This window comes from Methylobacterium sp. D53M, assembly GCF_053345625.1.
Genome location: NZ_JBKFAL010000013.1, coordinates 77,625 through 102,251 on the forward strand (window position 1 = coordinate 77,625; position 24,627 = coordinate 102,251).

Consider the following 24,627-nt stretch of genomic DNA (forward strand, 5'->3'; position numbering starts at 1 on the left):
CGCCCGCCCGCCGGGGCTGGTGCCCCGGTCTGGCGCGGCCCATGCCGACGGGCGACGGGTTGCTCGCGCGCGTTCACCCGCCGCTCGGGATCCTGACCCTCGATCAGGCCCGCGCCGTGGCGGAGGGCGCGCGCCGCTTCGGGAACGGGCACCTGGACCTGACCGCACGGGCGAATCTCCAGATCCGCGGCGTCTCCGAGGCGACGCGCGCGCCGCTGGCCACCTGGCTCGCGGCCCGGGGGCTCGGCGACGTGCGCGCCGACGGCGGCCCCCAGCGCCTGACGCTCACGAGCCCCCTGGCCGGCCATGACTCGGACGAGACGATCGACGTGCCGGCCCTCGCCCGGGCGATCGAGACCGCGGGGCTCGCGATCCCGGGGTTGCCGGCCAAGACCCTGGTCGCCGTCGAGGGCCGCCCCGGCCGGGCGCTGCCGGAAGCGGATCTCTGCGTCGCCGCCGAGGGGCCGGGCCGCGTCGCGATCACGGTCGCGCACGGTGAGACCCGGCGGAGGCTCCTGACCTGCGCGGAGGACGCGGCGCCGGGCCACGTGGCGGCCCTGCTCGGCGCCTTCGCGCGGACCGACCGGCGCCGGATGCGCGACCTGTCGGACGGCGAACTGTCCGCGCTGACCGAGGTGCTTCCGGCAGAAAAAACTCTCGTCGCACCGGCGCAGGCGCACCGGGGCTTCGCTTCGGAGCGGGAGCCGGCGCGTCCGGCGGGCGGACGCGACCTCCGGAGCGTCGCCGTCGACGCACCCTTCGGGCGCTGCACCGCCGACGCTCTCGACCGGATCGCCGCGGCGGCGGCGGCGCTCGGGGCGGACGAGATCCGCCTCTCCCCCACGCGCGGCTTCGTGATGCTGGCGCCGGCCGCTGCCGAAGCGGCGGACCCGACGGCGGCGCTCGCGGCCGAGTTCATCGTCGTCCCCGACGATCCGCGGCGCGCGATCGCGGCCTGCACGGGGGCGCCGGGCTGCGCCTCTGGATCGACCCCCACGCTCGCGGACGCGGCGCGCCTCGCGGAGGCGTTCGGCCCTCTGGCGGCCGCGGGCCATGCCGCGCACGTGTCGGGCTGCGCCAAGGGCTGCGCGCGGCCGGGTCCGGCGGACCTGACCCTCGTCGGCCGCGACGGCCTCTACGGCGTGGTGATCGGGGGCGCGCCCGGCGATGAGCCGGCGATGGATCTCCCTATCGAGGCCGTGCTGGAGCGGCTAGGAAGGGCCGAGATCGACGGGCTCTCCGCCGCCTTCGCGCCGGAGATCACCCCTTCGGAATGCGGGAGGACCAGGAGACCGGCATGAGCGCGAGCCAGAACGCCCTGCGCCAGACAGGATCGGAGCCGGCCGCGGCCCACGAGTCCCCGTCCCGCTACGACTATATCCGCGACGGCGGCGCGATCTACGCGCGCTCCTTCGCGATGATCCGCGCCGAGTCCGATCTCGGGCGCTGGTCGGGCGCCGCCGAGCGCGTCGTCGTCCGCATGATCCATGCCTGCGGCATGACCGACCTGCCGGCCGACGTGGAGATGGCGCCCGGTTTCGCCGAGGCCGGCGTCGCGGCCTTGAAGGCCGGCGCGCCGATCCTGTGCGACGTCCGCATGGTCGCCGACGGCGTCACCCGGGCCCGCCTGCCGGCCGACAACAGGGTGATCTGCACCCTGGGCGACCCGCGCGTGCCCGATCTCGCCCAGAGCCTCGGCACGACCCGGTCCGCGGCCGCCATGGAGCTGTGGCGGGAGCACCTTCCGGGCAGCGTCGTGGCGGTGGGCAACGCCCCGACCGCCCTGTTCCGGCTCCTGGAACTCCTCGATGCCGGCGTGGCGCCGCCCGCCGCGGTGATCGGCATCCCGGTCGGCTTCGTCGGCGCGGCGGAGTCGAAGGAAGCCCTGGCGCGGGACGGCCGCGTGCCGTTCGTAGTCGTGCACGGGCGGCGCGGCGGAAGCGCCATGACGGCCGCGGCGGTCAACGCGCTCGCCAGCGAGGTCGAGTGATGGACGGTTTCGAGCGCCTCGACGGCCCGACCGAGGAGATCCCCGCGGCCGCGGTGACGGGCACGCTCTACGGCGTCGGGATGGGCCCGGGCGATCCGGAGCTGCTGACCGTGAAGGCGCAGCGCATCCTGATGCGCGCGCCGGTGCTGGTGCACTTCTGCAAGCGCGGCCGGCGCGGCAACGCCCGCACCATCGCGGACGCGATCCTGCGCGACCCGGCCCGCGAGATGGCCCTCGCCTATCCCTACACGACCGAGATCCACCCCGAGCACCCGGACTACGTGGCGGCGCTCGCCGGCTTCTACGACGACGCGGCCGGGCAGCTCGCCGATCACCTGGGCGCCGGGCGGGACGTCGCGATCCTGTCGGAGGGCGACCCGTTCTTCTACGGCTCGTTCATGCACCTGTGGCGGCGCCTGAAGGACCGCTTCCCCGTGGAGGTGGTTCCGGGCGTCACCGGCATGTCGGGCTGCTGGACCCGGGCCGGCACGCCGATCACCTGGGGCGACGACATCCTCACCGTCCTGCCGGCGACCCTGTCGCTCGACGCGCTGACCGAGCGCCTGCGCGGCACCGACGCGGCCGTGGTGATGAAGCTCGGGCGGCACCTGCCGAAGGTGCGGGCCGCCCTGTCGGCCGCCGGGCTGCTGGCGCGCGCCGTCTACGTGGAGCGCGGTACGATGGCGGGCGAGCGGGTCGTGATGCTGGCCGACAAGGCCGACGACGACGCGCCCTATTTCTCGATGGTGCTCCTGCCCGGAGAGGGCCGCCGACCGTGAGCGGAAGCCTCACCGTCGTCGGCCTCGGGCCGGGCGACGCGGCCCTGCTGACCGAGTCGGCCCGCCGGGCGCTGGACGCAGCGGAGGACGTCGTCGGCTATTTCCCCTACGTGGCCCGCGTGCCCGAGCGTCCCGGCCTCGTCCGGCACGCCAGCGACAACCGGGTGGAGGTCGACCGGGCGCGCCACGCGCTGCAGCTCGCCGCCTCCGGCCGCAGGGTCGCGGTCGTCTCCGGCGGCGATCCCGGCGTCTTCGCCATGGCCGCGGCGGTGTTCGAGGCGGTCGAGTACGGCGAGTCCGGCTGGCGCGACCTCGCCATCACGGTGGAGCCGGGCATCACCGCGATGCTCGCCGCCGCGGCCCGGCTCGGGGCACCGCTCGGCGGCGACTTCTGCGCGCTCTCGCTCTCGGACAACCTGAAGCCCTGGCCGGTCGTGACCGCGCGGCTGGAGGCGGTGCTGCGCGCGGATTTCGTGGTGGCGCTCTACAACCCGATCTCCACCGCCCGGCCCTGGCAGCTCGGGGCGGCGCTGGAGATCGCGGCCGGGATCCGCGCGCCCGATACGCCGGTGATGTTCGCCCGCGCCGTCAGCCGGCCGGACGAGGCGATTCGCGTCGCGACCCTCGCCGAGGCGCCCGCGGTGCCGGCCGACATGGCCACGATGGTGATCCTGGGCGCCTCGACGACGCGGCTGATCCCGCGCGCGGGCCGGGCGCCCTTCGTCTACACCGCCCGCAAGATCGAGGGATCGGCGTGATCGCCCGCGTCCAGCCAGTCGCGCGCGCCCGCGGCGTCCGCGACGCTCGGCACGTCGGGCTTGCCCGGCCGCCGCACCATCACGACCGGGATGCCGAGGCCGCGCGCCGCCGCGATCTTGCCGTAGGTCGCCGCGCCGCCCGCGTTCTTGCTGACCACGATCTCGATCCGGCTGGCCCGCATCAGGGCCGTCTCGGACGCGGCGTCGAACGGTCCGCGCGCCGCCAGGGCGGTCAGATGCGGCACCGGCAGGATCCCGCCCAGCGGCTCGACCGTCCGCGCCAGGTAGCTGTGCTGCGGCGCCGCCGCGAAGGCCCCGGCCTCCTGCCGGCCGATCGTCAGGAACACGCGCCGGGGCTCGGGGCCGAGGGCGGCGACCGCCTCCTCCATCCCGTCGACCTCGACCCAGTCGTCGCCGGGCTCCCGGCTCCAGGCCGGCCTGCGGATCGCGAGGAGCGGCACGCCCGTCAGGGCCGCCGCGCGCGCGGCATTGGCCGAGATCCGCGCGGCGAACGGGTGGGTCGCGTCGATCAGGCGGGTGATCGCCTCGGCCTTCAGGTAGCGGGCGAGGCCCTCGGCGCCGCCGAACCCGCCGATCCGGGTCGGGACCGGCTCGGGCTTCGGCGCCGCCGTCCGGCCCGCCAGCGAGAGGGTCACGGCGCGATCCGCCTGCCCCGCGAGCGACCGCACCAGGGCGCTCGCCTCGCCGGTCCCGCCGAGGATCAGGATCCGCATCGTGCCGGTGATCGGGGGCGGCGTGTTCATGGGCGCCTTGTCCATGAGCGCTGACTCGCTGTCGAGCGCCCCGTGGCTGTCGATCGTCGGGATCGGCGAGGACGGTCGGGCCGGGCTGACGCCGTCCGCCGCCGCCGCGCTCGACGCCGCTAAAGTGGTCTATGGCGGCCGGCGCCACCTCGCCCTCGCCGGGCCGCTCGACGCGGAGACGCGGCCCTGGCCGAGCCCGATCCACGAGGCCTATCCGGAGATCCTGGCGCGGCGCGGCCGGCCGACCTGCATCCTCGCCACGGGCGACCCGTTCCACTACGGCATCGGCGCCGAGATCGCCCGGCTGGTGCCCGCGGGCGACATCCGCGCCTTCCCGCAGCCCTCGGCCTTCAGCCTCGCCTGTGCCCGGCTCGGCTGGCCGCTCGCCGAGTGCACCCTGGTCACGCTCCACGGTCGCGCGCTGACCCGGATCGTCCCGCATCTCCAGCCGGGGGCGCGGCTCCTCGTCCTGTCGTGGGACGGCACGACGCCCGGCGCCCTCGCCGCCCTGCTGCGCGACCGGGGCTTCGGCGCGTCGACGCTGACGGTGCTGGAGGCGATGGGCGGGCCGCGCGAGCGTGTCCGCACCCTCCGCGCCGACGCGTTCGACGGCGCCGACTTCGATCCGCTGAACACGGTGGCGCTCGCGGTGGCGGGTGCCGGCCGCGCCCTGCCTCTCGCGCCAGGCCTCGACGACGACCTGTTCGAGAATGACGGGCAGCTGACCAAGTCCGAGATCCGGGCCCTGACCCTGTCGGCGCTGCGCCCGCATCCGGGACAGCATCTCTGGGATGTCGGTGCGGGCGCCGGCTCGATCGCGATCGAGTGGATGCTGCGCCACGCGAGCCTGCGCGCCACCGCGATCGAGGGAAGGCCGGACCGCGTCGAGCGGATCCGCCGTAACGCCGTCGCGCTCGGCGCCCCGGACCTCGCCGTCGTCGCCGGCACGGCACCGGGCGCGCTCGCCGGCCTGCCCGTGCCGGACGCGGTGTTCATCGGCGGCGGCGTCTCGGAGCCGGGGGTCCTTGCGACCGTGCTGGCGGCGCTGCGGGGCGGCGGTCGCTGCGTCGCCAACGCCGTGACACTGGAGGGCGAGGCCGCGCTGCTCGCGGCCTTCGCGGCGCATGGCGGAAGCCTGCGCCGCTACGGCGTGGAGCGGGCGAGCCCGGTCGGGGGAATGCACGGCTGGCGCCCCGCCATGACGGTGATCCAGTGGGCCTGGACCAAGCCGTGACCGGAGCGCTGGTCGCCGGCATCGGGTTCCGCCGGGGCACCGAGGCCGAGGACATCGCGGGGCTGATCGAGCGCGCCCTCGCCCTGGTCGGCGCCGCGCGGTCGAGCCTCGCGGCCGTGGCCACGGCGGACGACCGGGCGTCGGACCCGGCGATCCGCGCGGCGACGGCTTGGTTCGGCCTGGCACCGCATCCCATCGCCGCCGCCGCGCTGAAGGCCCGCGACGCCGAGGTCGTCACCCGCTCGGCGCGGATCGAGCGCCTGCGCGGCGTCGGCTCGCTGGCCGAGGCGGCGGCCCTCGCCGGCGCCGGGCCCCGGAGCCGCCTCGCCCTACCCCGGATCGCGAGCGGCGGCGCCACTTGCGCCCTGGCTGTCCGATACGACACGACACGGGAATCATGACCGTCCACTTCATCGGCGCCGGCCCCGGCGCGGCCGACCTGATCACGGTGCGCGGGCGCGACCGCATCGCGGCCTGCCCCGTCTGCCTCTACGCCGGGTCGCTCGTCGCCCCCGAGATCCTGGGCTGGTGCCCGCCCGGTGCCCGGATCGTCGACACGGCGCCCCTCGACCTCGACGCCATCCTGGCGGAGATCCGGACGGCGCACGCGGCCGGCCAAGACGTGGCGCGCCTGCATTCCGGCGACCTGTCGATCTGGAGCGCCCTGGCCGAGCAGATGCGCCGGCTCGACGCGCTGGCCATTCCCTACACGGTGACGCCGGGTGTCCCCGCCTTCGCGGCCGCGGCCGCGCTGCTGCGTCGGGAGCTGACGGTCCCGGGCGTTGCCCAGACCGTGGTCCTGACCCGCACCTCCGGGCGGGCGAGCGCCATGCCCGAGCGGGAGACGCTCGCGGCCTACGCGGCCACTGGCGCGACCCTAGCGATTCACCTGTCGATCCACGTCGTCGAGGCCGTCGCCGCCGAGCTGATCCCCTTCTACGGCCCGTCCTGCCCGGCGGCGGCGGTGTTCCGAGCCTCCTGGCCGGACGAGCGGGCGCTCGTGGGCGATCTCGCCGGGCTGCCCGGGCTCGTCGCGGCGGCCGGCCTGGAGCGCACCGCCCTGATCCTGGTCGGACCGGCGCTGGGCGCCGCGGAGTTCCGCGAGAGCGCCCTCTACGCGCCCGACTACGACCGGCGCTACCGGCCCGGCGGCACGGTGGGGTCGCGGTCGTGAGCGCCCCCGGCCTCCTCGTCGCGGCGCCGCGCTCCAGCTCCGGCAAGACGACCGTCGCCCTCGCGCTCATGCGCGCCCTCACCCGGCGCGGCCTGCGGGTGCGCGGCGCGAAGTGCGGCCCGGACTACATCGATCCGGCCTTCCACCACGCCGCGACCGGCCATCCGAGCTTCAACCTCGACAGCTTCGCCATGGCGCCGCCGCTCCTCGACGCGCTGGCGGGCGCGACGGCGGCGGCGGCCGATCTGATGATCGCCGAGGGGTCCATGGGCCTGTTCGACGGCGTCCGGGCGGCCGAGAACCGTACCGGGGCGAACGCCGATATCGCCGCGCGCTACGGCTGGCCGGTGGTGCTCGTGGTGGACGTGTCGGGCGCGGCGCAATCGGCGGCCGCCGTGGCGCTCGGCTGCAAGCTCTATGATCCCCGCATCCGGATCGCCGGCGTGATCCTCAACAAGGTGGCGAGCGCCCGTCACCGGCGCCTCGTGGAGGCCGGCATGGAGTGCGCCGGGCTGCCGGTGCTCGGCGCGCTGATGCGCGACGCGCAGCTCGTCCTGCCCGAGCGCCACCTGGGGCTCGTGCAGGCCGGTGAGACCGCGGATCTCGCCGCGCGCCTCGACAGGCTCGCCGACCTCGCGGAGGTGGGCATCGACCTCGACGCCGTGACGGCCTGCGCGAGCGGCACCGTACCGCCCTCCGGTGGCCTGCTGCCCCGGCCGCCCGGACAGCGCGTAGCGGTCGCCCGGGACGCGGCGTTCAGTTTCCTCTATCCGCATCTCGAGACCGGGTGGCGGATGGCCGGCGCCGAGCTCGTGCCGTTCTCGCCCTTGGCCGACGAGGGACCGCCCGAGGATTGCGACGTCTGCTGGCTGCCGGGCGGCTATCCGGAACTGCACGCGGGCCCGATCGCCGGCGCGACCCGCTTCCTCGACGGGCTGCGCCGCTTCGCGCGGACCCGGCCGGTCCACGGGGAGTGCGGCGGCTACATGGTCCTGGGCGAGACGTTGCAGGATGCCGACGGAGCGACCCATGCCATGGCCGGACTGCTACCGGTCGCGACCTCGTATCACCGGCGCAAGCTGCATCTCGGCTATCGCGTCGCGCAACTCTGCGAATCCGGCCTGCTCGGCGCCGCGGGCACGCGCCTCGTCGGCCACGAATTCCACTACGCCAGCGAGCTCTCGCCGATCGCGCCGGAGGAAACGGCGCTCGCCCGCGTGACGGATGCCGAAGGTGTCGATCTGGGACTGGCCGGCCACCGGGTCGGACCCGTCACCGGCAGCTTCTTCCACCTGATCGCGACCGATCCGCCGTGACGCCGGGCTCGGCGCAGCCGCTTCGAAGGTCCCCGAGGTGAAGCCTGTTTCGCGCGCCGGTCAGGCCGGATCCGTCGTCGGCGCGGTCGCGCCGCGGTTCTGCGCGAGTCGCGCGGCGCTGCGGACCAGCGCGAGCACGTCGCGGCGCATCTGCTCGTCCTCGATCTGGGCGTAGGCGCGCAGCAGCTCGATGGCGCCGTGGGCGCTGAGGAAGCCGAACACGTCCTCCTGCGCGTTCTCGCGCGGCTCGTTCTCCTCGAAGAACGCGGAGACCGGAACCTCGAGGAGGCGCGCGATCTCGCGCAGCCGGCCGGCCCCGACCCGGTTCTGACCCTTCTCGTATTTCTGAACCTGCTGGAAGGTCACGCCGACCGCGTTGCCCAGCGCGGTCTGGCTCATGCCGCGAGCCTTGCGCAGCGCTGTGATCCGGATACCGACGAGGCGATCGACGTCCGTCGTCTGCTTCGGCATCGTCTGGCCGGAGGAATCCTTGTCCATGGCGTGGGCTGCATCCTCCTGCGGACGGGGTGTCTTCGCCTCGCTGTCGCGCCGCTTCACCGTCCGCCCCTTAGTCGCATGTCCTGCACGCCAGGTTGCCGGTACTCCGTGCCGATATCCGGCTATAGCCCTGATCCCGACACAGGTGAACCGCGGCGCAGTAGGACACCAAGTTGTCAAGCTTCGCAAGTCGAAGGTTACATCTTCTAGTTTAAGCCCACACATCTTTGCAACATTGTTGCTCAAATGTCGACGTGGAGGTCAGGCCTGCTTTCGAGGTGCGCCTTGTCGCCGCGCGGCGGTACCCCTTAGGAGCACAGGGGCATGTAGGTTCGGTACCGCGCAGGAGGCACGCATGTTCATCGCGATGAATCGCTTCAAGGTCGTTAAGGACGCGACGGCGGATTTCGAGGCCGTCTGGCTCGGGCGCGACAGCCACCTCGGCGAGATGCCGGGCTTCGTCGAGTTTCACCTGCTGCGCGGCCCGGAGCACGAGGACCACGTGCTCTACGCCTCGCACACGATCTGGCGATCGCGGGCCGATTTCGAGGCCTGGACCCGGTCCGAGCAGTTCCGCAAGGCGCACGGCCGCGTGCCCTCGACCAAGCCCCTGTATCTCGGCCACCCCCAATTCGAGGGTTTCGAGACGATCCAGACGGTCGGCGGGACGGCCGATGCGCGCCAGGACGCGGACGCCGTCTGAACGCGGATGACCCCGGCCGCCCTTCGGCCGGGGTCATCCGAGGCGCCCATCCGGTTGAAACCGCGATGAAAGAAACCCGCGTGAATTGAAATAGCTCCGGCGAAAACGGGCCCCCGTCAAACCTCGCGACGGCCGGCTGCGCCGAACAGTCACTCAGCATTAACTATGTATTGCCTCCTCCAGAAGCAGGCCCTAAGTCGCAGCGCTCATCCGTGACTGCGATCGTGAACCCGCCGGGCCCGCGGCTTGCTCCGTGACCGTCACCAGGCGGCGCTGAAACCTTTCGTGTCTCAGACTGGTACAGAGTCCGACTAAGACGGGACGTTGCGGGTCAGATGTTTCACGATCGGCTTCCGGAGACGTTTCAGGCGCTGCCGACCTCGGCGGAGCGCCGCCGCAATGTGTGGTCGGCCCTGCTGCCGCGCCGCGGCCGTGCGCTGGCACGTATCGCCCTGTCCATGACTCTCGCCGCCACCGACATCGCGGCGATCGTGGCGGTCACGCTGGGCCTCGAATGCGCCTACCAAGTCCTCGCGCAGGACGGCACGGTGTGGGCGGGTCTCGTCCGCGGCTCGCGGCTGTCGGCGCTGCTGGCGCTGGTGATCGTCGCCACGAACGTCCTGCGCGAGGAGTATAGCCTCGAGAACGTGATGGCGCAGAAGCCGGGCGTCCAGCGGGTGGCCTCGCTCTGGCTGATCGCCTGGGCCGCCGTGCTCGTCGTCAGCTTCATGACGAAGACGACCAACGATTACTCGCGGCTCGTCTCGCTCGGGATCTTCGCCGCCGGCCTGCCGGTGCTCATCGCGGCGCGGGCCGCGGTGCGCCGGCTCGTGCGCGAGCGACTGAGCGCCGGATCGGCCACCGCCAGCCGAATCCACCTCGTGGGCTACGAGGAGGACATCGCGCGCTTTTATGCCGGCAAGGAGGTCGACCAGCTCGGCTCGCGGATCATCGGGACGAGCTACCTGCGGCGGGTCGATCCCGGCGCCGACGCGGCCACGCGCCACGACCAGTTGCAGGAGGATCTCGACCTCGCCGTCTCCGTCGTCCGCTTCCTGCGGCCGGACGACGTCTTCGTGCTGGTGCCCTGGGCCGACACCGCGGAGGTCGAGCGCTGCATCGACGCCTTCCTGCGGGTGCCCTCGGCCCTCCACCTGCGTCCCGGCGCGGTCCTCGACCGGTTCCCGGACCTGCAGGTCGCCCGCGTCGGCGGCGTCTCGGGGATCAACATCGGCCGCCGTCCGCTCAACGTCGGCGAGGTCATGCTGAAGCGCGCCCTCGACCTGACGGTGGCGACCATCGCCCTCGTGTCGCTGTCGCCGCTGCTCGCCGCCATCGCGGTGGCGATCAAGCTCGACAGCCCCGGCCCGGTCTTCTTCCGGCAGAAGCGCTACGGCTTCAACCAGCAGCCGTTCGGCGTCTTCAAGTTCCGGTCGATGCGGGCGGATTCTAACGCCGCCTTCCGGCAGGCGACTCGCAACGACAGCCGCATCACCCGGATCGGCGCGATCCTGCGCCGGACGAACCTCGACGAGCTGCCCCAGCTGATCAACGTCCTGCGCGGAGAGATGTCGCTGGTCGGCCCCCGTCCGCACGCTTTGGCGCACGATCGGAGCTTCGAGCGCCGGATCGCCCTCTACGCCCGCCGGCACAACGTGAAGCCCGGGATCACCGGCTGGGCCCAGGTCAACGGCTACCGCGGCGAGACGCAGACCGACCTCGCCATGGAGCGGCGCGTCGCCTGCGACCTGCACTACATCGACAACTGGTCGATCTGGTTCGACATCCAGATCATGATCCAGACGGTCGTCTCGCGCCGCGCCTACCAGAACGCCTTCTGACCGGCACCCGGCGGCCGTCCGCCCTGGAAGGGGCGCCTCAGGGGGCCTGCTTCCGCTCCCGGCAGGCGCCGCAATCGCCCTCGACCTCCAGAATGCTGTGGGTCGGGGTGAAGCCGGCCCGTTCCAGCGTGCGCCCCAGGCTGCTCTCGACTTCCTCCGACGAGGCCTCGTCGACCCCGCCGCAGGTGCGGCAGATCAGGAAGATGACCCCCTCCCCGGGGGCGTGGCCGTGCGCGCAGGGGATGAAGGCGTTGCGGCTCGCGATCCGGTGGACCAGACCCTGCTCCATGAGGAAGTCGAGGGCGCGGTAGACCGAGACCGGGGCCACGCGCTTGCCCGGCGCGCTCAGCCGCTCGGCGATATCGTAGGCGCCCTGAGCCTTGGCGGACTCGGCCACGGCCTCGAGCACCTCCCGGCGCAGGGGCGTGAACTGAAGACCGCGCTCGCGACACAGGGCCTCGGCCCGCGCGAGCATGTCACCGGTGCCGGCGTGGCACGCGTCGTGACCCTCGTGACGGTGCATGATCGCTCCAGACGTGATCCGCAGGTTGTCCCGCGGGTTTGTTACAGTGTATCACCGCCGCCCAGCACCGCACCAGTAGCCCCGCGTGGTGCCCGCGCCGGCGTGAGCGCGCGACGAGGACCCCGTGCCGACCATTCCCAGCCCGAGACACGCGGCGCGGCGATCGCTGTTCCAGAGCGGGATCGGCCCGCGGCTGGCGCTCGCCGCGCTGCTCTCGGCGCTGGTCTGGCTGACCATCGCCTGGGCGCTGGCGACATGAGCGGCGCGCGCCCGGATTCGATCCGCCTCGTCGGTCTCACCCTCGGTTACGACCGGCATCCGGCGGTCCACCACCTCGACGGGTCCGTGCGGGCCGGCGACCTGCTCGCCCTCGTCGGCCCGAACGGGGCCGGCAAGTCGACGCTCCTCAAGGGCATGGCCGGGGAAATCCGCTGCCTGGACGGGCGCATCGAGCGCGCCGGCGCCTTCGCCTACATGCCGCAGGTCGACGAGATCGACCGGAGCTTCCCGCTCACCGTCATGGATCTCGCCGGCATGGGCCTCTGGCGGCGCGCGGGGGCGTGGCGCAGCCTCACCCGGCGGCGCCCGGCGATCGAGGCGGCGCTGGCCACGGTCGGCCTCGACGGCTTCGCGGCGCGGCCGATCGGCACCCTGTCGGGCGGACAGTTCCGGCGCGCCCTGTTCGCCCGTCTGATCCTGCAGGACTGCCCGGTCGTGCTCCTCGACGAGCCGTTCACCGGCATCGACGCGCGGACGGTCGACGATCTCCTGGCGCTCATCCGCACGTGGCACGCCGAGGGCCGGACCGTGGTCGCGGCCCTCCACGACCTCCAGCAGGTCCGCGCGCATTTCCCGACGACGCTGCTGCTCGCCCGGGAGCCCGTGGCCTGGGGACCGACCGCGCGGGTCCTGACGGCCGAGAACCTCGCGCGCGCCCGCAACCTGTCCGAGGCCTGGGACGAGGGCGCGGCGATCTGCGCCGGGCCGCGGGCCGTCGCGGCGGCGCACGACCACGACGGCGCGGACCATCACCACCACGAGGACGCCGCGTGACCGATCCGCTCGGATCCCTGTTCGCGCCGTTCGTGGAGTTCGGCTTCATGCGCCGGGCCCTGGCGGGCTGTCTCGCGCTGTCGGTCTCGGCGCCGCCCATCGGCGTGTTCCTGACGCTGCGCCGCATGAGCCTGATGAGCGACGCGATGAGCCACGCGATCCTGCCCGGCGCCGCGGTCGGCTTCCTCGTCGCCGGCCTGTCGCTGCCGGCGATGACGCTGGGCGGCCTCGTCGCCGGCCTCGCGGTCGCCCTCCTGGCCGGCGCCGTGACCCGCGCGACGGTCGTCCGAGAGGACGCGAATCTCGCGGCTTTCTACCTCATCTCGCTCGCGGCCGGCGTGCTGCTGGTCTCCCTGCGCGGCTCGCAGATCGACCTCATGCACTTCCTGTTCGGCTCGGTCCTGGCGCTCGACGACGCCGCGCTCTGGCTGCTCGGCGGCATCAGCACGCTGACCCTGCTGGCCCTGGCCCTGATCTACCGGCCGCTCGTGATGGAATGCGTCGATCCCCTGTTCCTGCGGAGCGTCAGCCGCAGCGGCGGCCCGGTTCACCTCGCCTTCCTGGCGCTGGTCGTCGTGAACCTCGTCGGCGGGTTCCAGGCCCTCGGCACGCTGCTGGCGGTGGGGCTGATGCTGCTGCCGGCGGTGGCGGCCCGGTTCTGGGCCCGCGACCTGGCCGGCCTGATCCCAGTCTCGATGCTGATCGCGGCCCTGGCGAGCGTGTCGGGGCTCAGCCTGTCGTACCGGTACGACGTGCCGAGCGGGCCGGCCATCGTGCTGGCGGCCGGTGCCCTCTACGTCGCCTCGATGATGGTCGGCCCCCGCGACGGCCTGCTCCGCCGCCTCGTCCGGACGCGCCACCTTGAGGCCTGATCAGAGCTGGTCCTTGAGCGCGGCGAGCCCCTCGCGATAGGTCGGGTAGGCGAGCGCGACGCCCAGCTCGTCGCGGATCAGCCGGTTCCGGACGCGCTTGTTCTCGCCGTAGAAGCTGCGCGCCATCGGCGACAGGTCGGCGGTCTCGAAATCGATCTCGGGCGGCAGCGGCAGGCCTGTGAGGGCCGCGGCGTGCTCGGTCACGGTCTGGGGCGCGGTCGGCTCGTCGTCGGTGACGTTGTAGATCGCCCCCGGCCGCGGCCGGTCGATGGAGGCGAGCAGCGTCGTGGCGATGTCGTCGACGTGGATGCGGTTGAAGACCTGCCCAGCCTTCACGATGCGCTGCGAGCGGCCCTCCCGCAGCTTAACGATCGGGTTGCGCCCGGGTCCGTAGATGCCCGAGAGCCGGAAGACCTGAACGGCCTTGCCGGTCGCGGCGCCGAGCGCCAGCCACGCCGCCTCGGCGTCGACGCGCACCTTGGACCGGGCACTGCGCGGGGTCGCCGGCGTGGTCTCGTCGATCCAGGCGCCGCCCTGGTCGCCGTAGACGCCGATGGTCGATAGGTAGCCGATCCACCGGATCCGGCTCGCCGCGACGGCGTCGGCGTAGCGGGCCAGCACCGGGTCGCCGGCCTCGCCGGGGGGCGCCGAGACGAGGAGCACGTCCGTGTCGGCGAGATCCGCCGCGATCCGGGGATCGTCGGCCTCCGGCCCGAAGGCGCGCATGGCGAAGCCCGTCTCCGCGGCGATGCGGTCGGCGGCCGCGGGGTCGGTCACCGTGGCGCGGACGGTCCCGAGACGCGACCGCGCCCGCTCGGCGAAGTGACGGCCCGTGAAGCCGAGCCCGAAGACGAAGAGGTTCATGCCGCGGATGTCTCGTCCGTCCGCGGTTCCGTCAAGCCGGTGGCGGCCCGCCACTCGTCCCGCACGTGGGCGTCGGTCTCGGAATCGCCGTGCTGCCGTCCGAGCGCGCGCACGGCCTCGGGCGCCAGCAGCCGGCTGCAGGCCCAGACCGCCATGCCGCGCACCAGTGGAGACGGGTCGCGCAGGCGCGCGACGGCCGCCTCCGCGAGCGACGGGTCATCGGAATTCCCGATCGCGATCATGACGTTGCGGAGGAAGCGGTCTCGCCCGGTGCGCTTCACCGGCGTGCCGGCGAAGAAGGTACGGAACGCCGCGTCGTCGAGGCCCGCGAGATCCGCGAGCGCCGGGGCCGCCAGGTCAGCCCGCGCGGCGAGGCTGCTCTCCGCCGCGGTGCGGGCGAACTTGTTCCAGGGGCAGACGGCCAGGCAATCGTCGCAGCCGAACACCCGGTTGCCGATTGCCGCCCGGAACGCCGCCGGGATCGGCCCGGCATGCTCGATCGTCAGGTACGAGATGCAGCGGCGGGCATCGAGCCGGTAAGGCGCCGGGAACGCGTCGGTGGGGCAGACGTCCAGGCAGGCGCGGCACGAGCCGCAACGGTCGGGCTCCGGCGGGTCGGGCTCGAATTCCGCGCTCGTGTAGATCGCGCCGAGGAGCAGCCAGTTGCCGTGCCCGCGGGAGATCAGCACCGTGTGCTTGCCCTGCCAGCCGAGGCCGGCCGCCTCCGCCAGGGTCTTCTCCATGACGGGGGCGGTGTCGCAGAAGACCTTCACCCGCACGTCGCCCTTGGCCGACAGATACCCACCCAGTTCTTTCAGGCGGCCCTTCAAAACCTCGTGATAGTCCCGCCGCTGCGCGTAGGCGGCCACGGCACCGCGGTCGCGACGCGCCACGAGGTCGAGGGGATCGTGCTCCGGCTGGTAGCTCATGGCCAGGACCAGGATGCTGCGCAGACCGGGCCACAGCGCGATCGGGCTGCCGCGCTGGTCGGCCCGCTCCGCCATCCAGTCCATGGTGCCCTGCGCGCCCTCGGCGAGCCAGGCGGACAGGCGGCCGGGCAGGTCGGGCAGCCGGTCGGGTCGGGTCACGCGCAGGCCGCAGAACCCGAGCGTCCGCGCCCGGGTCTCGACGAGGCGGCGCAGGTCGGCGCCGTGGTAGGTCCGTCGGGCGTTCAGAAATCCAGATCCGCGTAGTGGGCGGCCGGTGCCATCCCGGCCACCCGGTCGGCGAGCAGGGCCCGGAACGAGGGCCGCGACTTGACGCGGGCGTACCAGTTCCGCGCCATCTCGTCCTCGTCCCAGGGCACGTCGCCCAGGTAGTCGACGCAGGAGAGATGGGCGGCCGCCGCGAGATCGGCATAGGTCAGGTTGTCGCCGGCGATCCAGCGCCGCCGCGCGATGAGGTAGCCGATGTATTTGAGGTGGTAGCGCACGTTGGACCGCGCCGCGCGGATCGCATTCATGTCGGGCGGGCCGCCGCCCTCGTTGGCCGACATGAAGCGCTTCGAGATCTTCTCGTTGACGAGGTAGGCGGTCACCTCGGACTCGAACTTGACCAGGAACCAGTCGAGCAGGCGCCGCACCTCGACGCGCTCGACGGTGTCCTCGGGCAGCATCCGCCGCCCCGAGAGCCCGAGGCCGCGGGTCTCGTCGAGGTACTCGGCGATGACGCCGGCGCCGGGAACCACGAGGCCGTTCTGCTCCAGCAGCACGGGCGTGACGCCCGCCGGATTGATCAGCAGGAAGTCGTCGCGCCGCTCCCAGGGCCGTTCTTCGAACAGCGTCGGCTCCATGCCCATCTCGGCGAGCACGAGACGGATGAAACGGGAATTCGCGCAGAAGGGGAAATGGTAGAGGGTTGCCATCGAGGCCGTGCGGGACGTTCGGTCTGCCAGCGCGGCCGGTCCCGCGCTCGTCGTGGGTCCTGAAGCGCGGGTCTTCGGCGCAGAGGACTTCGGACCGAGCGTTATTGCCCGACCGTTGCCGAGCCCTTAACACGCGCGGCCCGGCCCGGTAACTGCCCGTCAATCCTGATCGGCGAAGCCTCGGGTACAACCATTTCGCGTGGCAGGCGGTGGCCCGACGGGGGCCTCCGCGCGCGCGGCACAGGGCGTCGCGATGGATCCGGCAAGCATCGGCAAGGCAGTGCTGCTCGCCCTGGTGGAGGGGGCGACCGAGTTCATCCCGGTCTCCTCGACCGGCCACCAGCTGCTGGTGGGGCACTTCATCGGCTTCCACTCGCCCAACAACACCTTCGAGGTGCTGATCCAGCTCGGCGCGATCCTGGCAATCCTGCTGGTGTATTTCCGCCGCCTCCTGGGAATCGCCACCGCGTTGCCGTCCGATCCGAAGGCGCGCCGCTTCGTCCTCGGCATCCTGGTGGCGTTCCTGCCGGCGGCGATCATCGGCGGCCTCTTCTCGAAGCTGATCAAGGCCTACCTGTTCAACCCGTGGATCGTCTGCGCGACCCTGGTGGCCGGCGGGCTCGTGCTCCTCGTCATCGACGACACCGACCTCGAGGTGAAGAAGACCGACGTCTACGACTTCTCGCTGCCGATGGACCTGAAGATCGGCATCTTCCAGTGCCTGGCGATGATCCCCGGCGTCTCGCGCTCGGGCGCCACGATCGTGGGCGCGATGCTGATGGGCGCCGACAAGCGCTCGGCCACCGAGTTCTCGTTCTACCTCGCGATGCCGACCATGGCGGGCGCCTTCGCCAAGGACCTGCTCGACAACTATAAATACCTCTCGAGCAACGATGTCGGGCTGATCGCGATCGGTTTCATCGTGTCGTTCGTCTCGGCGCTGTTCGTGGTGCGGTTTCTCCTCGACTACGTCTCACGCCACGGTTTCTGGCTGTTCGCGTGGTGGCGGATCATCGTCGGTGCCCTCGGCTTCGCCGGCCTGATCATCCTCGGCTGACGCGGGCGGGATCGCGCCCCGTTCGGTCGGCCCGGGCTCGCCGGCAGCGGCTCGGGATCGCGATCCGGATCGGCAGGTGCCCCTCATCGCACTTGCGCCGCATCACTCAAAAATCGGTGATCCGCGGCTTGAGCTTTCCTCAACCATCGGGCGATTGCCAGCGGCGGTGCGGCGTGCGAGGCAAACGCATGAAAGCGGTGCAGAAGACGCCGCGCCCTGGGACGTACCGATGGAAGACAGACCGCTCGCCGACCTCTTCGAGCCCGCAGACCGGGCGCGCTGGCTCGGCCTCGTCGAAGGCGTCCTGAAGGGCGCCGATTTCGAGAAGCGGCTGGTGTCGCGGACGGCTGACGGACTGCGGATCGAGCCCCTCTACGGACCGGCCGAGCCGGCGGCGCAGCCGGTGCGCGAGCCCGGACCCTGGCGGATCGCCCAGCGGGTCGACCATCCCGACCTCGGAACCGCGAACACGCAGGCGCTCACCGACCTCGAGGGCGGTGCCGATGCCCTCGTGCTCGCCTTCGCGGGCGCGCCGGGCGCCCGCGGCTACGGTCTCACCGCGGCGAGCGTCGAGGAGCTCGACGCCGCGCTGAAGGGCGTGATGTTGCCGCTGATCGCCCTGCGGATCGATGCCGGCGGCCGCGGCCTGGAGGTGGCCCGGCTAATCAAGGCGCTGGCGGAGCGCCGCGGCGAGGATCTCTCGACCTACGACGTCGATCTGGGGCTCGATCCCGTCGGCGTCCTGGCGGCCACCGGCAGCCTCGGAGCCGTCTGGACCGACATCGCGCCCCGCCTCGCCGAGGCCGTGGCCGAGCTGGAGGCGGCGGGTTTCCGCGGCCGGGCCTTCCTGGCCGACGGCCGGCCCTACCACGAGGCAGGCGCCGGCGAGGCGGCGGAACTCGGCGCGGTGCTCGCCACCGCCGTCGCCTACCTGCGCGCCCTGGAAGCGGCCGGTCACGATCTCGCGAGCGCGCGCGACGGCGTCGCCGTGCTGCTCGCGGCCGATGCCGACGAGTTCGTCACCGTCGCGAAGTTCCGCGCGATGCGGCGCCTCTGGGCGCGCGTCGAGCAGGCCTGCGGCCTCGAGCCGAAGTCGCTGCGCCTCCACGCCGAGACCGCGTGGCGGATGATGACCAAGCGCGACCCTTTCGTGAACATCCTCCGCACAGGCATGGCGGCGGCCTCGGCCGGCATGGGCGGCGCCGACAGCGTCGCGGTCCTGCCGTACACGCAGGCCCTCGGCCTGCCCGACGCCTTCGCCCGGCGCGTGGCGCGCAACAGCCAGATCGTGCTCATCGAGGAATCGCACCTCGCGCGGGTCAGCGACCCCGCGGCCGGGGCCGGCGGGTTCGAGACCCTGACGGCCGAGCTCGCCGAGGCGGGCTGGGCGGCGTTCCAGGCGATCGAGGCCGAGGGCGGGATCGTCGCCTCGCTCAGCGTCGGCAAGCTCCAGCGGCGGATCGAGCTGACCCGTGAGGCCCGCGCCAAGGCGGTGGCGACCCGCCGCGAACCGCTCACGGGTGCGAGCGAGTTCCCGAACCTCCCCGAGAAGCCGGTGACGGTCCTCGACGTGCCGCCCGTGGCGGCGGTGCGCGGATCCAACTTCGGCGCGGGCTCGGCGGTTGCCTGCGACGCGCTGCCGTCCCAGCGCCTCGCGGAGCCTTACGAGGCCCTGCGGGACGCCTCGGACGCCTTCCTCGCCAAGACCGGTCGGAGGCCGGTCGTGTTCCTGGCCAATCTCGGCCCGGTGGCGGCCTTCAACGCCCGGGCGACCTTCGCCGCCAACGCCTTCGCGGCCGGCGGGCTCGAGGCTCTGTCGAACGAGGGCTTCACCGATGCCGAGGCGGCGGCGGCGGCGTTCCGGGAGTCCGGCGCGAGCCTCGCCTGCATCTGCTCCACCGACGGGATCTACGCCGAGCGCGCGGTCGCGACCGCGGAGGCGCTGACCGGGGCCGGCGCCGGACCGGTCTACCTCGCCGGGAAGCCGACGGACCTGGCCGAGCCGCTGAAGCAGGCGGGCGTGGCCGCCTTCCTGCATGTCGGTTGCGACCTCCTCGCTCTCCTCAACGCGGCACTCCGTGCGGCCATGCGGACGCCCGCGCCGCAGGCGCCGCGCTGACGGGGCGCCGGTCTCCCCGAAGCCCACGGCACTCCGGATCCGCATGACGCCCCGCATCGCCGTCGCCCTGCTCCTCGCCGGCACGCTGCCCGCCGCGTCCGCCCCCCGCGCCGCCCTGCCCGATCGGTTCGACGGCACCTGGAGCGTCGAGATCATCACCGAGACGGGGAACTGCGACCGTGCCTACCGCTACCCGGTGCGGATCGAGCGCGGGCGGGCGCGCTTCATCGGGACCGCCTTCGTGGTCGAGGGTGGCGTCGCGCGGAACGGGGCGATCCGCGGCTCGATCTCCAACGGCGCCGCCACCGCCGACGTGCGGGGACGCCTGGGCTCGGACGGCTTCGGTGCCGGAACCTGGGTCTCGACCGGGGCCCTCGCCTGCCAGGGACACTGGAACGCGGAGCGGCGCGGCTGAGCGCGGCTGTGGCCGTCGCGAAACAGCCCGGATCTTGCCCGGAATCGGGCACCCGGACCGAACCGCCAGCCCCGATCCCGACGCAATCATGAGCGAGAGCTGAACACGGTTCGGACACCCGACGAGGCCGCCCGTATGAAGACTTCGATCCTCGCCACCTTCGCCGTCCTCGCGCTCGTCTCGGCCGCCGAGGCGCGGCCTCACCGGCACCCGGCCGCCCCGAAGGTGAACGCGGCGGAGGCCGAGAAGGTGTTGGCGCCGCTGCGGCAGGCCGCCACCGCGTGCTTCGCCGAGACGGTGCTGTCGAACCCGAAGGCGACGGCAGAGGCGCGCGCCGGCCGCTGGTACGAGGCCGTCGGCATCACGGGCTTCCTGTGCCGCCCGGAGGTCGCCGCGATGATCCGGACCCACGACAACCTCTACGGCGCGAAGACCGGTGAGCGCTACTTCAAGGGCGCGTACGTCAAGCATCTGGACCAGCAGCTCGCCGAGCGCCTTCAGCCGATGTTCGCCCGCAAGGCCGTCGCCAGCGCCGAGCCGCCACTCGAGAAGGCCTCGGCGGAGGAGCCGGCCGAGAACAACTGAGCGGGAAACGTCCGGGGTCGCCGCGCCTTCCCCGACCCGGAGGCGGCGATGCCCTACGAGCTCCATTACTGGCCGATGATCCAGGGGCGCGGCGAGTTCGTCCGCCTCGCCCTCGAGGAGGCCGGCGCCGACTACGTCGACGTGGCCCGCCAGGACGACGATTCCGGCGGCATCGGACCGATGCTCGACCGACTGTCCGACCCCGCCGATCCGCGACCGCCCCTGGCACCGCCCTTCCTGCGCGACGGCGACGTCGTCGTCGGGCAGAGCGCCGCGATCCTGCTCTATCTCGGATCGCGCCTCGGGCTCGTGGGCCCGTCGGAGCGCGACCGGATCTGGACCCACCAGCTCCAGCTCACCGTCGCCGACGCGGTCGACGAGGCGCACGACACCCACCATCCCGTCGGCGTCGGCCTGTACTACGCGGATCAGAAGGCCGAGGCGCTGCGCCGGGCGGCCGAATTCCGGGGCGAGCGCATCCCGAAATATCTCGGCTATTTCGAGCGGGTGCTGGCGGCCAACGGCGGCGGCGGCCTCGTCGGCGCGGAACTTTGCTACGCCGACCTGTCGCTGTTCCAGCTCGTCGACGGCCTGCTCTACGCCTTCCCCAAGGCCACCGCCGCGGCCCTCCGGAGAACCCCGCAGGTGGCGCGGCTCCACGAGACCGTGGCGCGGCGCCCGCGGCTCGCCGCCTACCTCGCCAGCGCGCGCCGGATCCCGTTCAACGAGGACGGCATCTTCCGCCGATATCCGGAGCTGGATCCCTGAGGCGCGAGCCGGGGCTCACCGACGCGGGCCGGCGATCAGGATCGCCGCGAGCACCAGCGCGACGAGCCCGAGCACCAGCGACAGCAGGCGCCAGAACAGCAGCGGGTCGCGCTCCAGGAGCGATGCCCGCCGGCCATCCGTGAAAGCCGGGTTGGGGTGGCGCAGGTCGTGGACGAAGGCCGACACGGTCGCGTAGCGCCGCTGCGGATCGGGATGGACGGCCCTGCGCAGCGCGCCGTCGACCCAGACCGGCAGCAGCGGGCGCACGGTCAGCGCCGACGCGTAGCGCAGCCGCCGCTGCGCCGCGCGCGTCCGGGCTCGGGGCACCGCGTCGCCGTAGGGCAGCCGCCCCGTGAGCATCTGGTAGGTCATCACGCCGACCGCGAAGACGTCCGACTGGGCGGTCCCCGGGGCGCCGAGGAAGCACTCCGGCGCCGTGTACTGCACCGTGCCCAGGATCTCCGCCGGGTCGATCCGCGGGTCGCCCTCGACGACGCCGGCGACCTGGGTCGCGCCGAAATCGATGATCTGGACGGTGCCGGCCGCGTCGATCAGGACGTTGTCGGGCCGCAGGTCCTGGTGGACCATCTCCCGCCGATGGAAGGCCTGCACGCCCCGGGCGAGCTGCTCGACGAGCCCCCGCACCGCCTCCAGCTCGGGCGCCGCGTGGTCGCGCATCCACTGGGTCAGGGTCTGGCCCTCGACGTAGCGCATCACCGTGTAGAGGTGGCTGCGGCGGCCGGCCTGGGGATGGGCCCTGAGCACGTGCGGATTGTCGATCCGCCGCGCGATCCACTCCTCCATGACGAAGCGCTTCCGCTGGGCGGGATCGTCCCGCAGGTCCAGGGACAGCACCTTCAGCGCGACCTGCGCACCGGTCTCCGCCTCGAGCGCCAGGTAGACGCGGCTCCGCGGACCGGAGTGGAGGATCCGCAGCAGGCGGAAGCCGTCGAGCTCCGCGGGCGGGTCGAGGAGCGGCGCCGGGTCCAGCCCCTCGGCCTGGCCGAGGAGGTCGGCCGGCTCGCCCTCCGGCACGGTCTCGACCCGCACGATCTGGATCGTCAGGTTGTCCGGGCTGCCGGCCGCCAGGGCCATCTCGACGATCGCCCGCGCGGCGGCGTCCAGGGTCTCGGCCGCAGCGATCTCCGCGACCATGTCGCGGGGCCGGACATGCTCGTGGATGCCGTCCGTCGTCAGCACGAAGGTGTCGCCGGCCTCGACGCCCACGGCGTGGTAGTCGATCTCGACGCGGCCCTGCGCTCCGAGGGCGCGGCCGAGATACGATTCCGCAGCGGAGACGACGACCCGGTGGTCCTCGGTGAGCTGCTCGAGCGACCGGCCGGACACCCGCCAGATCCGGGCATCGCCCACGTGGAAGAGGTGGACCACGCGGGATTTCAGCACGAGGGCGTCGAAGGTCGTGACGTGGCCCCGGTCGGCATCGTTCGGATCGGCGCCGCGCCGCGTCTCGGCGTAGAGCCAGGAATTCGTGGCCGCGATCACGCGCTGCGCCGAGGTCTTCACCGACCACGTGTCCGGCGTGGCGTAGTAGTCGCTGAGGAAGCTCTTGACCGCGGTCTCGCTCGCCGCCGCGCCCGCCGCGCTGCTGCTGATCCCGTCGGCGAGGGCGACCGCGATCCCCTTCAGGCCCAGCGCCGGCTGGACGGGAACCAGCGCGCCGTTGAAATCCTGGTTGGCGGCCTTGCGGCCGGCGCTGCTGTGCTGGCCGATCGTGACCGTCAGATCGGCCGGGCCGCGCGGTCCGGCGCTCAAGCGGCGGCCGCCGCGCTGTCGCCCCGGCCGCGGTACGACAGCGCCTCGGCGAGGTGGAGCCGGCGGACCTGCGCCTCGCCGTCGAGGTCGGCCAGGGTCCTGGCGACGCGCAGCGTCCGGTGGAAGCCGCGGGCGGAGAGGCGCATGCTCTCGGCCGCCTGGCGGATCAGCGCCGTCCCGTCGGCGTCGGGGCTCGCGACGTCCGAGATCAGCGTCGCGGGACAGGTCGCGTTGGTGGTGGATTCCGGGAGGCCGCGCGCGGCGTAGCGCGCGCCCTGGAGCGCGCGGGCCGCAGACACCCGCGCGGCCGCCTCGCGGGAGCCCTCGGCCGGCGCGGGCAGGATCAGGTCGGCGGCCGTCACCGCCGCCACCTCGACGCGCAGGTCGATGCGGTCGAGCATCGGGCCGGAGATCCGCGCCTGATACTGCGCCATGCAGCGCGCGTTCGGCCCGCGCCGGCAGGCGTAGCCCGGTTCGAGACCGTGGCCGCAGCGGCACGGGTTCATCGCCGCGACCAGCTGGAACCGCGCCGGGTAGGTGATTCGGTGGTTGGCCCGGGCAATCATCACCGCCCCGGATTCCATCGGCTGGCGCAGGCTGTCGAGCACCTGCGGGGAAAATTCGGGGACCTCGTCCAGGAACAGCACGCCGCCATGGGCCAGGGAGACCTCACCGGGCCGCGCCCCGAGGCCGCCCCCCACCAGGGCCGCCATCGAGGCGGAATGGTGCGGCTGCCGGAACGGCCGGCGGTTCAAGAGCGCCCCGTCCTTCAGCGCGCCCGCCACCGACTGGATCATGGAGATGTCGAGCAGCTCGCGCGGCGTGAGCGGCGGCAGGATCGAGGGAAGACGCGCCGCCAGCATCGACTTGCCCGAGCCGGGCGGCCCGTTCATCAATAGGTTGTGGCCCCCGGCGGCCGCGATCTCCAGTGCGCGCTTGGCGCCCTCCTGCCCCTTGATGTCGGCGAGGTCCGGCAGCGGCCCGGCCGGCGCGGCGACGGCGGGCTCCGGCCGCGCCATCACCTGGCTGCCCTTGAAGTGGTTGGCGAGCTGGATCAGCGAGCGCGGCGCGAGCACGTCGAGGTCGCCCCCCGCCCAGGCCGCCTCCGGCCCGGTAGGCGCCGGGCAGATGAGCCCGAGCCCCCGATCGGCCGCCGCCATCGCGGCCGGCAGCACGCCGCTCACCGCCGTGATGCTGCCGTCGAGGGCGAGCTCGCCCAGGACGCAGTAGCCGGCGAGCGCGTCCGCCGGGATCGCGCCGATGGCCGCCATGACGCCCAGCGCGATCGGCAGGTCGAAATGCGAGCCTTCCTTGGGAAGATCCGCCGGGGCGAGGTTCACCGTGATGCGCTTGGCCGGCAGCGCCAGCCCCGAGGCGATCAGCGCTCCGCGGACCCGCTCGCGCGATTCCGCCACCGCCTTGTCGGGCAGACCGACGACGGTGAACACCACCGAGCCCGGCACGATCTGGACCTGCACGTCCACCGCCCGCGCCTCGATGCCCTCGAAGGCCACGGTGGCGACGCGGGTGACCATTCGTGCAGTGTCCTCGCCGCCGCGTTCCGGTACGGCCAAGATGTGCGGCAGATTCGGGGGCGGCTCAAGGGGATCACCGCCATGGAACTCCGCCGCGGCACGCCTGTTCACAGCCGGAAACAATTGCCGGATCGGAGACAGC

Annotated in this window: 26 protein-coding genes; 18 read left to right on the top strand and 8 right to left on the bottom strand. The window is 73.1% G+C overall.

Going from position 1 to position 24,627, the window contains the following annotated elements; genetic code table 11:
- The first annotated feature begins 41 nt into the window (after positions 1-41).
- From ACLBYG_RS18475 to cobJ, 4 genes are read left to right on the top strand one after another with little or no spacing between them, the layout of a single operon-like run.
- A complete protein-coding gene (locus ACLBYG_RS18475; protein ID WP_447682412.1) occupies positions 42-1,301 on the top strand; it encodes a precorrin-3B synthase in 1,260 nt (419 codons plus the stop codon).
- Entirely contained in the window at positions 1,298-1,990 is a 693-nt protein-coding gene (locus ACLBYG_RS18480; RefSeq protein ID WP_280141585.1) for a precorrin-8X methylmutase, read from the top strand. Before ACLBYG_RS18475 ends, ACLBYG_RS18480 begins: the two co-directional genes overlap by 4 nt.
- A complete protein-coding gene (locus ACLBYG_RS18485) occupies positions 1,990-2,769 on the top strand; it encodes a precorrin-2 C(20)-methyltransferase (protein ID WP_447682364.1) in 780 nt (259 codons plus the stop codon). Before ACLBYG_RS18480 ends, ACLBYG_RS18485 begins: the two co-directional genes overlap by 1 nt.
- A complete protein-coding gene (cobJ, locus tag ACLBYG_RS18490; RefSeq protein ID WP_447682365.1) occupies positions 2,766-3,527 on the top strand; it encodes a precorrin-3B C(17)-methyltransferase in 762 nt (253 codons plus the stop codon). The genes ACLBYG_RS18485 and cobJ overlap by 4 nt, the downstream gene beginning before the upstream one ends.
- Here the strand turns inward: cobJ and ACLBYG_RS18495 are convergent.
- Positions 3,494-4,306 carry a cobalt-precorrin-6A reductase gene (locus ACLBYG_RS18495; RefSeq protein ID WP_447682366.1) on the bottom strand — a complete coding sequence of 271 codons (813 nt, stop codon included), beginning with the start codon at positions 4,304-4,306 and terminating at the stop codon, positions 3,494-3,496. The genes cobJ and ACLBYG_RS18495 overlap by 34 nt on opposite strands.
- Here ACLBYG_RS18495 and cbiE point away from each other — a divergent pair.
- From cbiE to ACLBYG_RS18515, 4 genes are read left to right on the top strand one after another with little or no spacing between them, the layout of a single operon-like run.
- Positions 4,305-5,525, top strand: coding sequence for a precorrin-6y C5,15-methyltransferase (decarboxylating) subunit CbiE (gene cbiE, locus ACLBYG_RS18500; protein WP_447682367.1), 1,221 nt, complete (start codon positions 4,305-4,307; stop codon positions 5,523-5,525). The two genes, ACLBYG_RS18495 and cbiE, sit on opposite strands and share 2 nt — an antisense overlap.
- On the top strand, positions 5,504-5,926 hold the full coding sequence (locus ACLBYG_RS18505; RefSeq protein WP_447682368.1) for a cobalamin biosynthesis protein: 423 nt from the start codon (positions 5,504-5,506) through the stop codon (positions 5,924-5,926). The genes cbiE and ACLBYG_RS18505 overlap by 22 nt, the downstream gene beginning before the upstream one ends.
- On the top strand, positions 5,923-6,699 hold the full coding sequence (gene cobM / locus ACLBYG_RS18510) for a precorrin-4 C(11)-methyltransferase (protein ID WP_447682369.1): 777 nt from the start codon (positions 5,923-5,925) through the stop codon (positions 6,697-6,699). Before ACLBYG_RS18505 ends, cobM begins: the two co-directional genes overlap by 4 nt.
- A complete protein-coding gene (locus tag ACLBYG_RS18515) occupies positions 6,696-8,015 on the top strand; it encodes a cobyrinate a,c-diamide synthase (RefSeq protein WP_447682370.1) in 1,320 nt (439 codons plus the stop codon). Before cobM ends, ACLBYG_RS18515 begins: the two co-directional genes overlap by 4 nt.
- Positions 8,016-8,075: 60 nt before the next feature.
- Here the strand turns inward: ACLBYG_RS18515 and ACLBYG_RS18520 are convergent, their stop codons facing one another.
- The gene (locus ACLBYG_RS18520; RefSeq protein WP_020094642.1) at positions 8,076-8,513 is read right to left on the bottom strand and encodes a helix-turn-helix domain-containing protein; all 438 of its coding nucleotides are present in this window, start codon (positions 8,511-8,513) and stop codon (positions 8,076-8,078) included.
- 355 nt (positions 8,514-8,868) lie between these two features.
- Between ACLBYG_RS18520 and ACLBYG_RS18525 the strand changes: the two genes are divergently transcribed.
- Positions 8,869-9,216: an antibiotic biosynthesis monooxygenase family protein gene (locus tag ACLBYG_RS18525; protein ID WP_042672224.1), complete on the top strand. Its 348-nt coding sequence runs from the start codon at positions 8,869-8,871 to the stop codon at positions 9,214-9,216.
- 335 nt (positions 9,217-9,551) lie between these two features.
- A complete protein-coding gene (locus tag ACLBYG_RS18530) occupies positions 9,552-11,057 on the top strand; it encodes an undecaprenyl-phosphate glucose phosphotransferase (protein ID WP_447682371.1) in 1,506 nt (501 codons plus the stop codon).
- 37 nt (positions 11,058-11,094) lie between these two features.
- Here the strand turns inward: ACLBYG_RS18530 and ACLBYG_RS18535 are convergent, their stop codons facing one another.
- On the bottom strand, positions 11,095-11,580 hold the full coding sequence (locus ACLBYG_RS18535; RefSeq protein ID WP_447682372.1) for a transcriptional repressor: 486 nt from the start codon (positions 11,578-11,580) through the stop codon (positions 11,095-11,097).
- Positions 11,581-11,704: 124 nt separating this feature from the next.
- Between ACLBYG_RS18535 and ACLBYG_RS18540 the strand changes: the two genes are divergently transcribed.
- From ACLBYG_RS18540 to ACLBYG_RS18550, 3 genes are read left to right on the top strand one after another with little or no spacing between them, the layout of a single operon-like run.
- Entirely contained in the window at positions 11,705-11,839 is a 135-nt protein-coding gene (locus ACLBYG_RS18540) for a hypothetical protein (RefSeq protein WP_280141584.1), read from the top strand.
- Positions 11,836-12,633 carry a metal ABC transporter ATP-binding protein gene (locus ACLBYG_RS18545; protein ID WP_447682373.1) on the top strand — a complete coding sequence of 266 codons (798 nt, stop codon included), beginning with the start codon at positions 11,836-11,838 and terminating at the stop codon, positions 12,631-12,633. Before ACLBYG_RS18540 ends, ACLBYG_RS18545 begins: the two co-directional genes overlap by 4 nt.
- 47 nt (positions 12,634-12,680) lie before the next feature.
- Positions 12,681-13,505 (top strand): metal ABC transporter permease, encoded by an 825-nt coding sequence (locus tag ACLBYG_RS18550; protein WP_447682413.1) that lies wholly within the window; start codon positions 12,681-12,683, stop codon positions 13,503-13,505.
- Here ACLBYG_RS18550 and ACLBYG_RS18555 read toward each other — a convergent pair whose 3' ends face one another.
- The 3 genes from ACLBYG_RS18555 to ACLBYG_RS18565 are packed head-to-tail and all read right to left on the bottom strand — an operon-like array spanning position 13,506 to position 16,233.
- Positions 13,506-14,369 (bottom strand): SDR family oxidoreductase, encoded by an 864-nt coding sequence (locus tag ACLBYG_RS18555; protein ID WP_447682374.1) that lies wholly within the window; start codon positions 14,367-14,369, stop codon positions 13,506-13,508. It lies immediately after the preceding gene.
- Positions 14,366-15,511, bottom strand: a complete 1,146-nt coding sequence (gene queG / locus ACLBYG_RS18560) for a tRNA epoxyqueuosine(34) reductase QueG (protein ID WP_447682414.1) — start codon at positions 15,509-15,511, stop codon at positions 14,366-14,368. Before queG ends, ACLBYG_RS18555 begins: the two co-directional genes overlap by 4 nt.
- Before the next feature lie 29 nt (positions 15,512-15,540).
- Positions 15,541-16,233: a glutathione S-transferase family protein gene (locus ACLBYG_RS18565; RefSeq protein WP_020094651.1), complete on the bottom strand. Its 693-nt coding sequence runs from the start codon at positions 16,231-16,233 to the stop codon at positions 15,541-15,543.
- Between the two features lie 253 nt (positions 16,234-16,486).
- Here ACLBYG_RS18565 and ACLBYG_RS18570 point away from each other — a divergent pair, with 253 nt between their 5' ends.
- The 5 genes from ACLBYG_RS18570 to ACLBYG_RS18590 all read left to right on the top strand — a co-directional run bounded on the left by ACLBYG_RS18570 (position 16,487) and on the right by ACLBYG_RS18590 (position 21,177).
- On the top strand, positions 16,487-17,290 hold the full coding sequence (locus tag ACLBYG_RS18570; protein ID WP_020094652.1) for an undecaprenyl-diphosphate phosphatase: 804 nt from the start codon (positions 16,487-16,489) through the stop codon (positions 17,288-17,290).
- A gap of 229 nt (positions 17,291-17,519) precedes the next feature.
- Positions 17,520-19,409 carry a methylmalonyl-CoA mutase family protein gene (locus ACLBYG_RS18575; RefSeq protein ID WP_447682375.1) on the top strand — a complete coding sequence of 630 codons (1,890 nt, stop codon included), beginning with the start codon at positions 17,520-17,522 and terminating at the stop codon, positions 19,407-19,409.
- Positions 19,410-19,452: 43 nt separating this feature from the next.
- Positions 19,453-19,824: a hypothetical protein gene (locus tag ACLBYG_RS18580; RefSeq protein ID WP_447682376.1), complete on the top strand. Its 372-nt coding sequence runs from the start codon at positions 19,453-19,455 to the stop codon at positions 19,822-19,824.
- A 135-nt stretch (positions 19,825-19,959) separates the two neighbouring features.
- Positions 19,960-20,409 carry a hypothetical protein gene (locus tag ACLBYG_RS18585; protein WP_091680812.1) on the top strand — a complete coding sequence of 150 codons (450 nt, stop codon included), beginning with the start codon at positions 19,960-19,962 and terminating at the stop codon, positions 20,407-20,409.
- 48 nt (positions 20,410-20,457) lie between these two features.
- A complete protein-coding gene (locus ACLBYG_RS18590) occupies positions 20,458-21,177 on the top strand; it encodes a glutathione S-transferase (RefSeq protein WP_447682377.1) in 720 nt (239 codons plus the stop codon).
- Positions 21,178-21,192: 15 nt separating this feature from the next.
- Here ACLBYG_RS18590 and ACLBYG_RS18595 read toward each other — a convergent pair whose 3' ends face one another.
- Positions 21,193-22,950, bottom strand: a complete 1,758-nt coding sequence (locus ACLBYG_RS18595; RefSeq protein ID WP_447682378.1) for a protein kinase domain-containing protein — start codon at positions 22,948-22,950, stop codon at positions 21,193-21,195.
- The gene (locus ACLBYG_RS18600; protein ID WP_447682379.1) at positions 22,947-24,485 is read right to left on the bottom strand and encodes a YifB family Mg chelatase-like AAA ATPase; all 1,539 of its coding nucleotides are present in this window, start codon (positions 24,483-24,485) and stop codon (positions 22,947-22,949) included. The genes ACLBYG_RS18595 and ACLBYG_RS18600 overlap by 4 nt, the downstream gene beginning before the upstream one ends.
- Positions 24,486-24,627 lie beyond the last annotated feature (142 nt).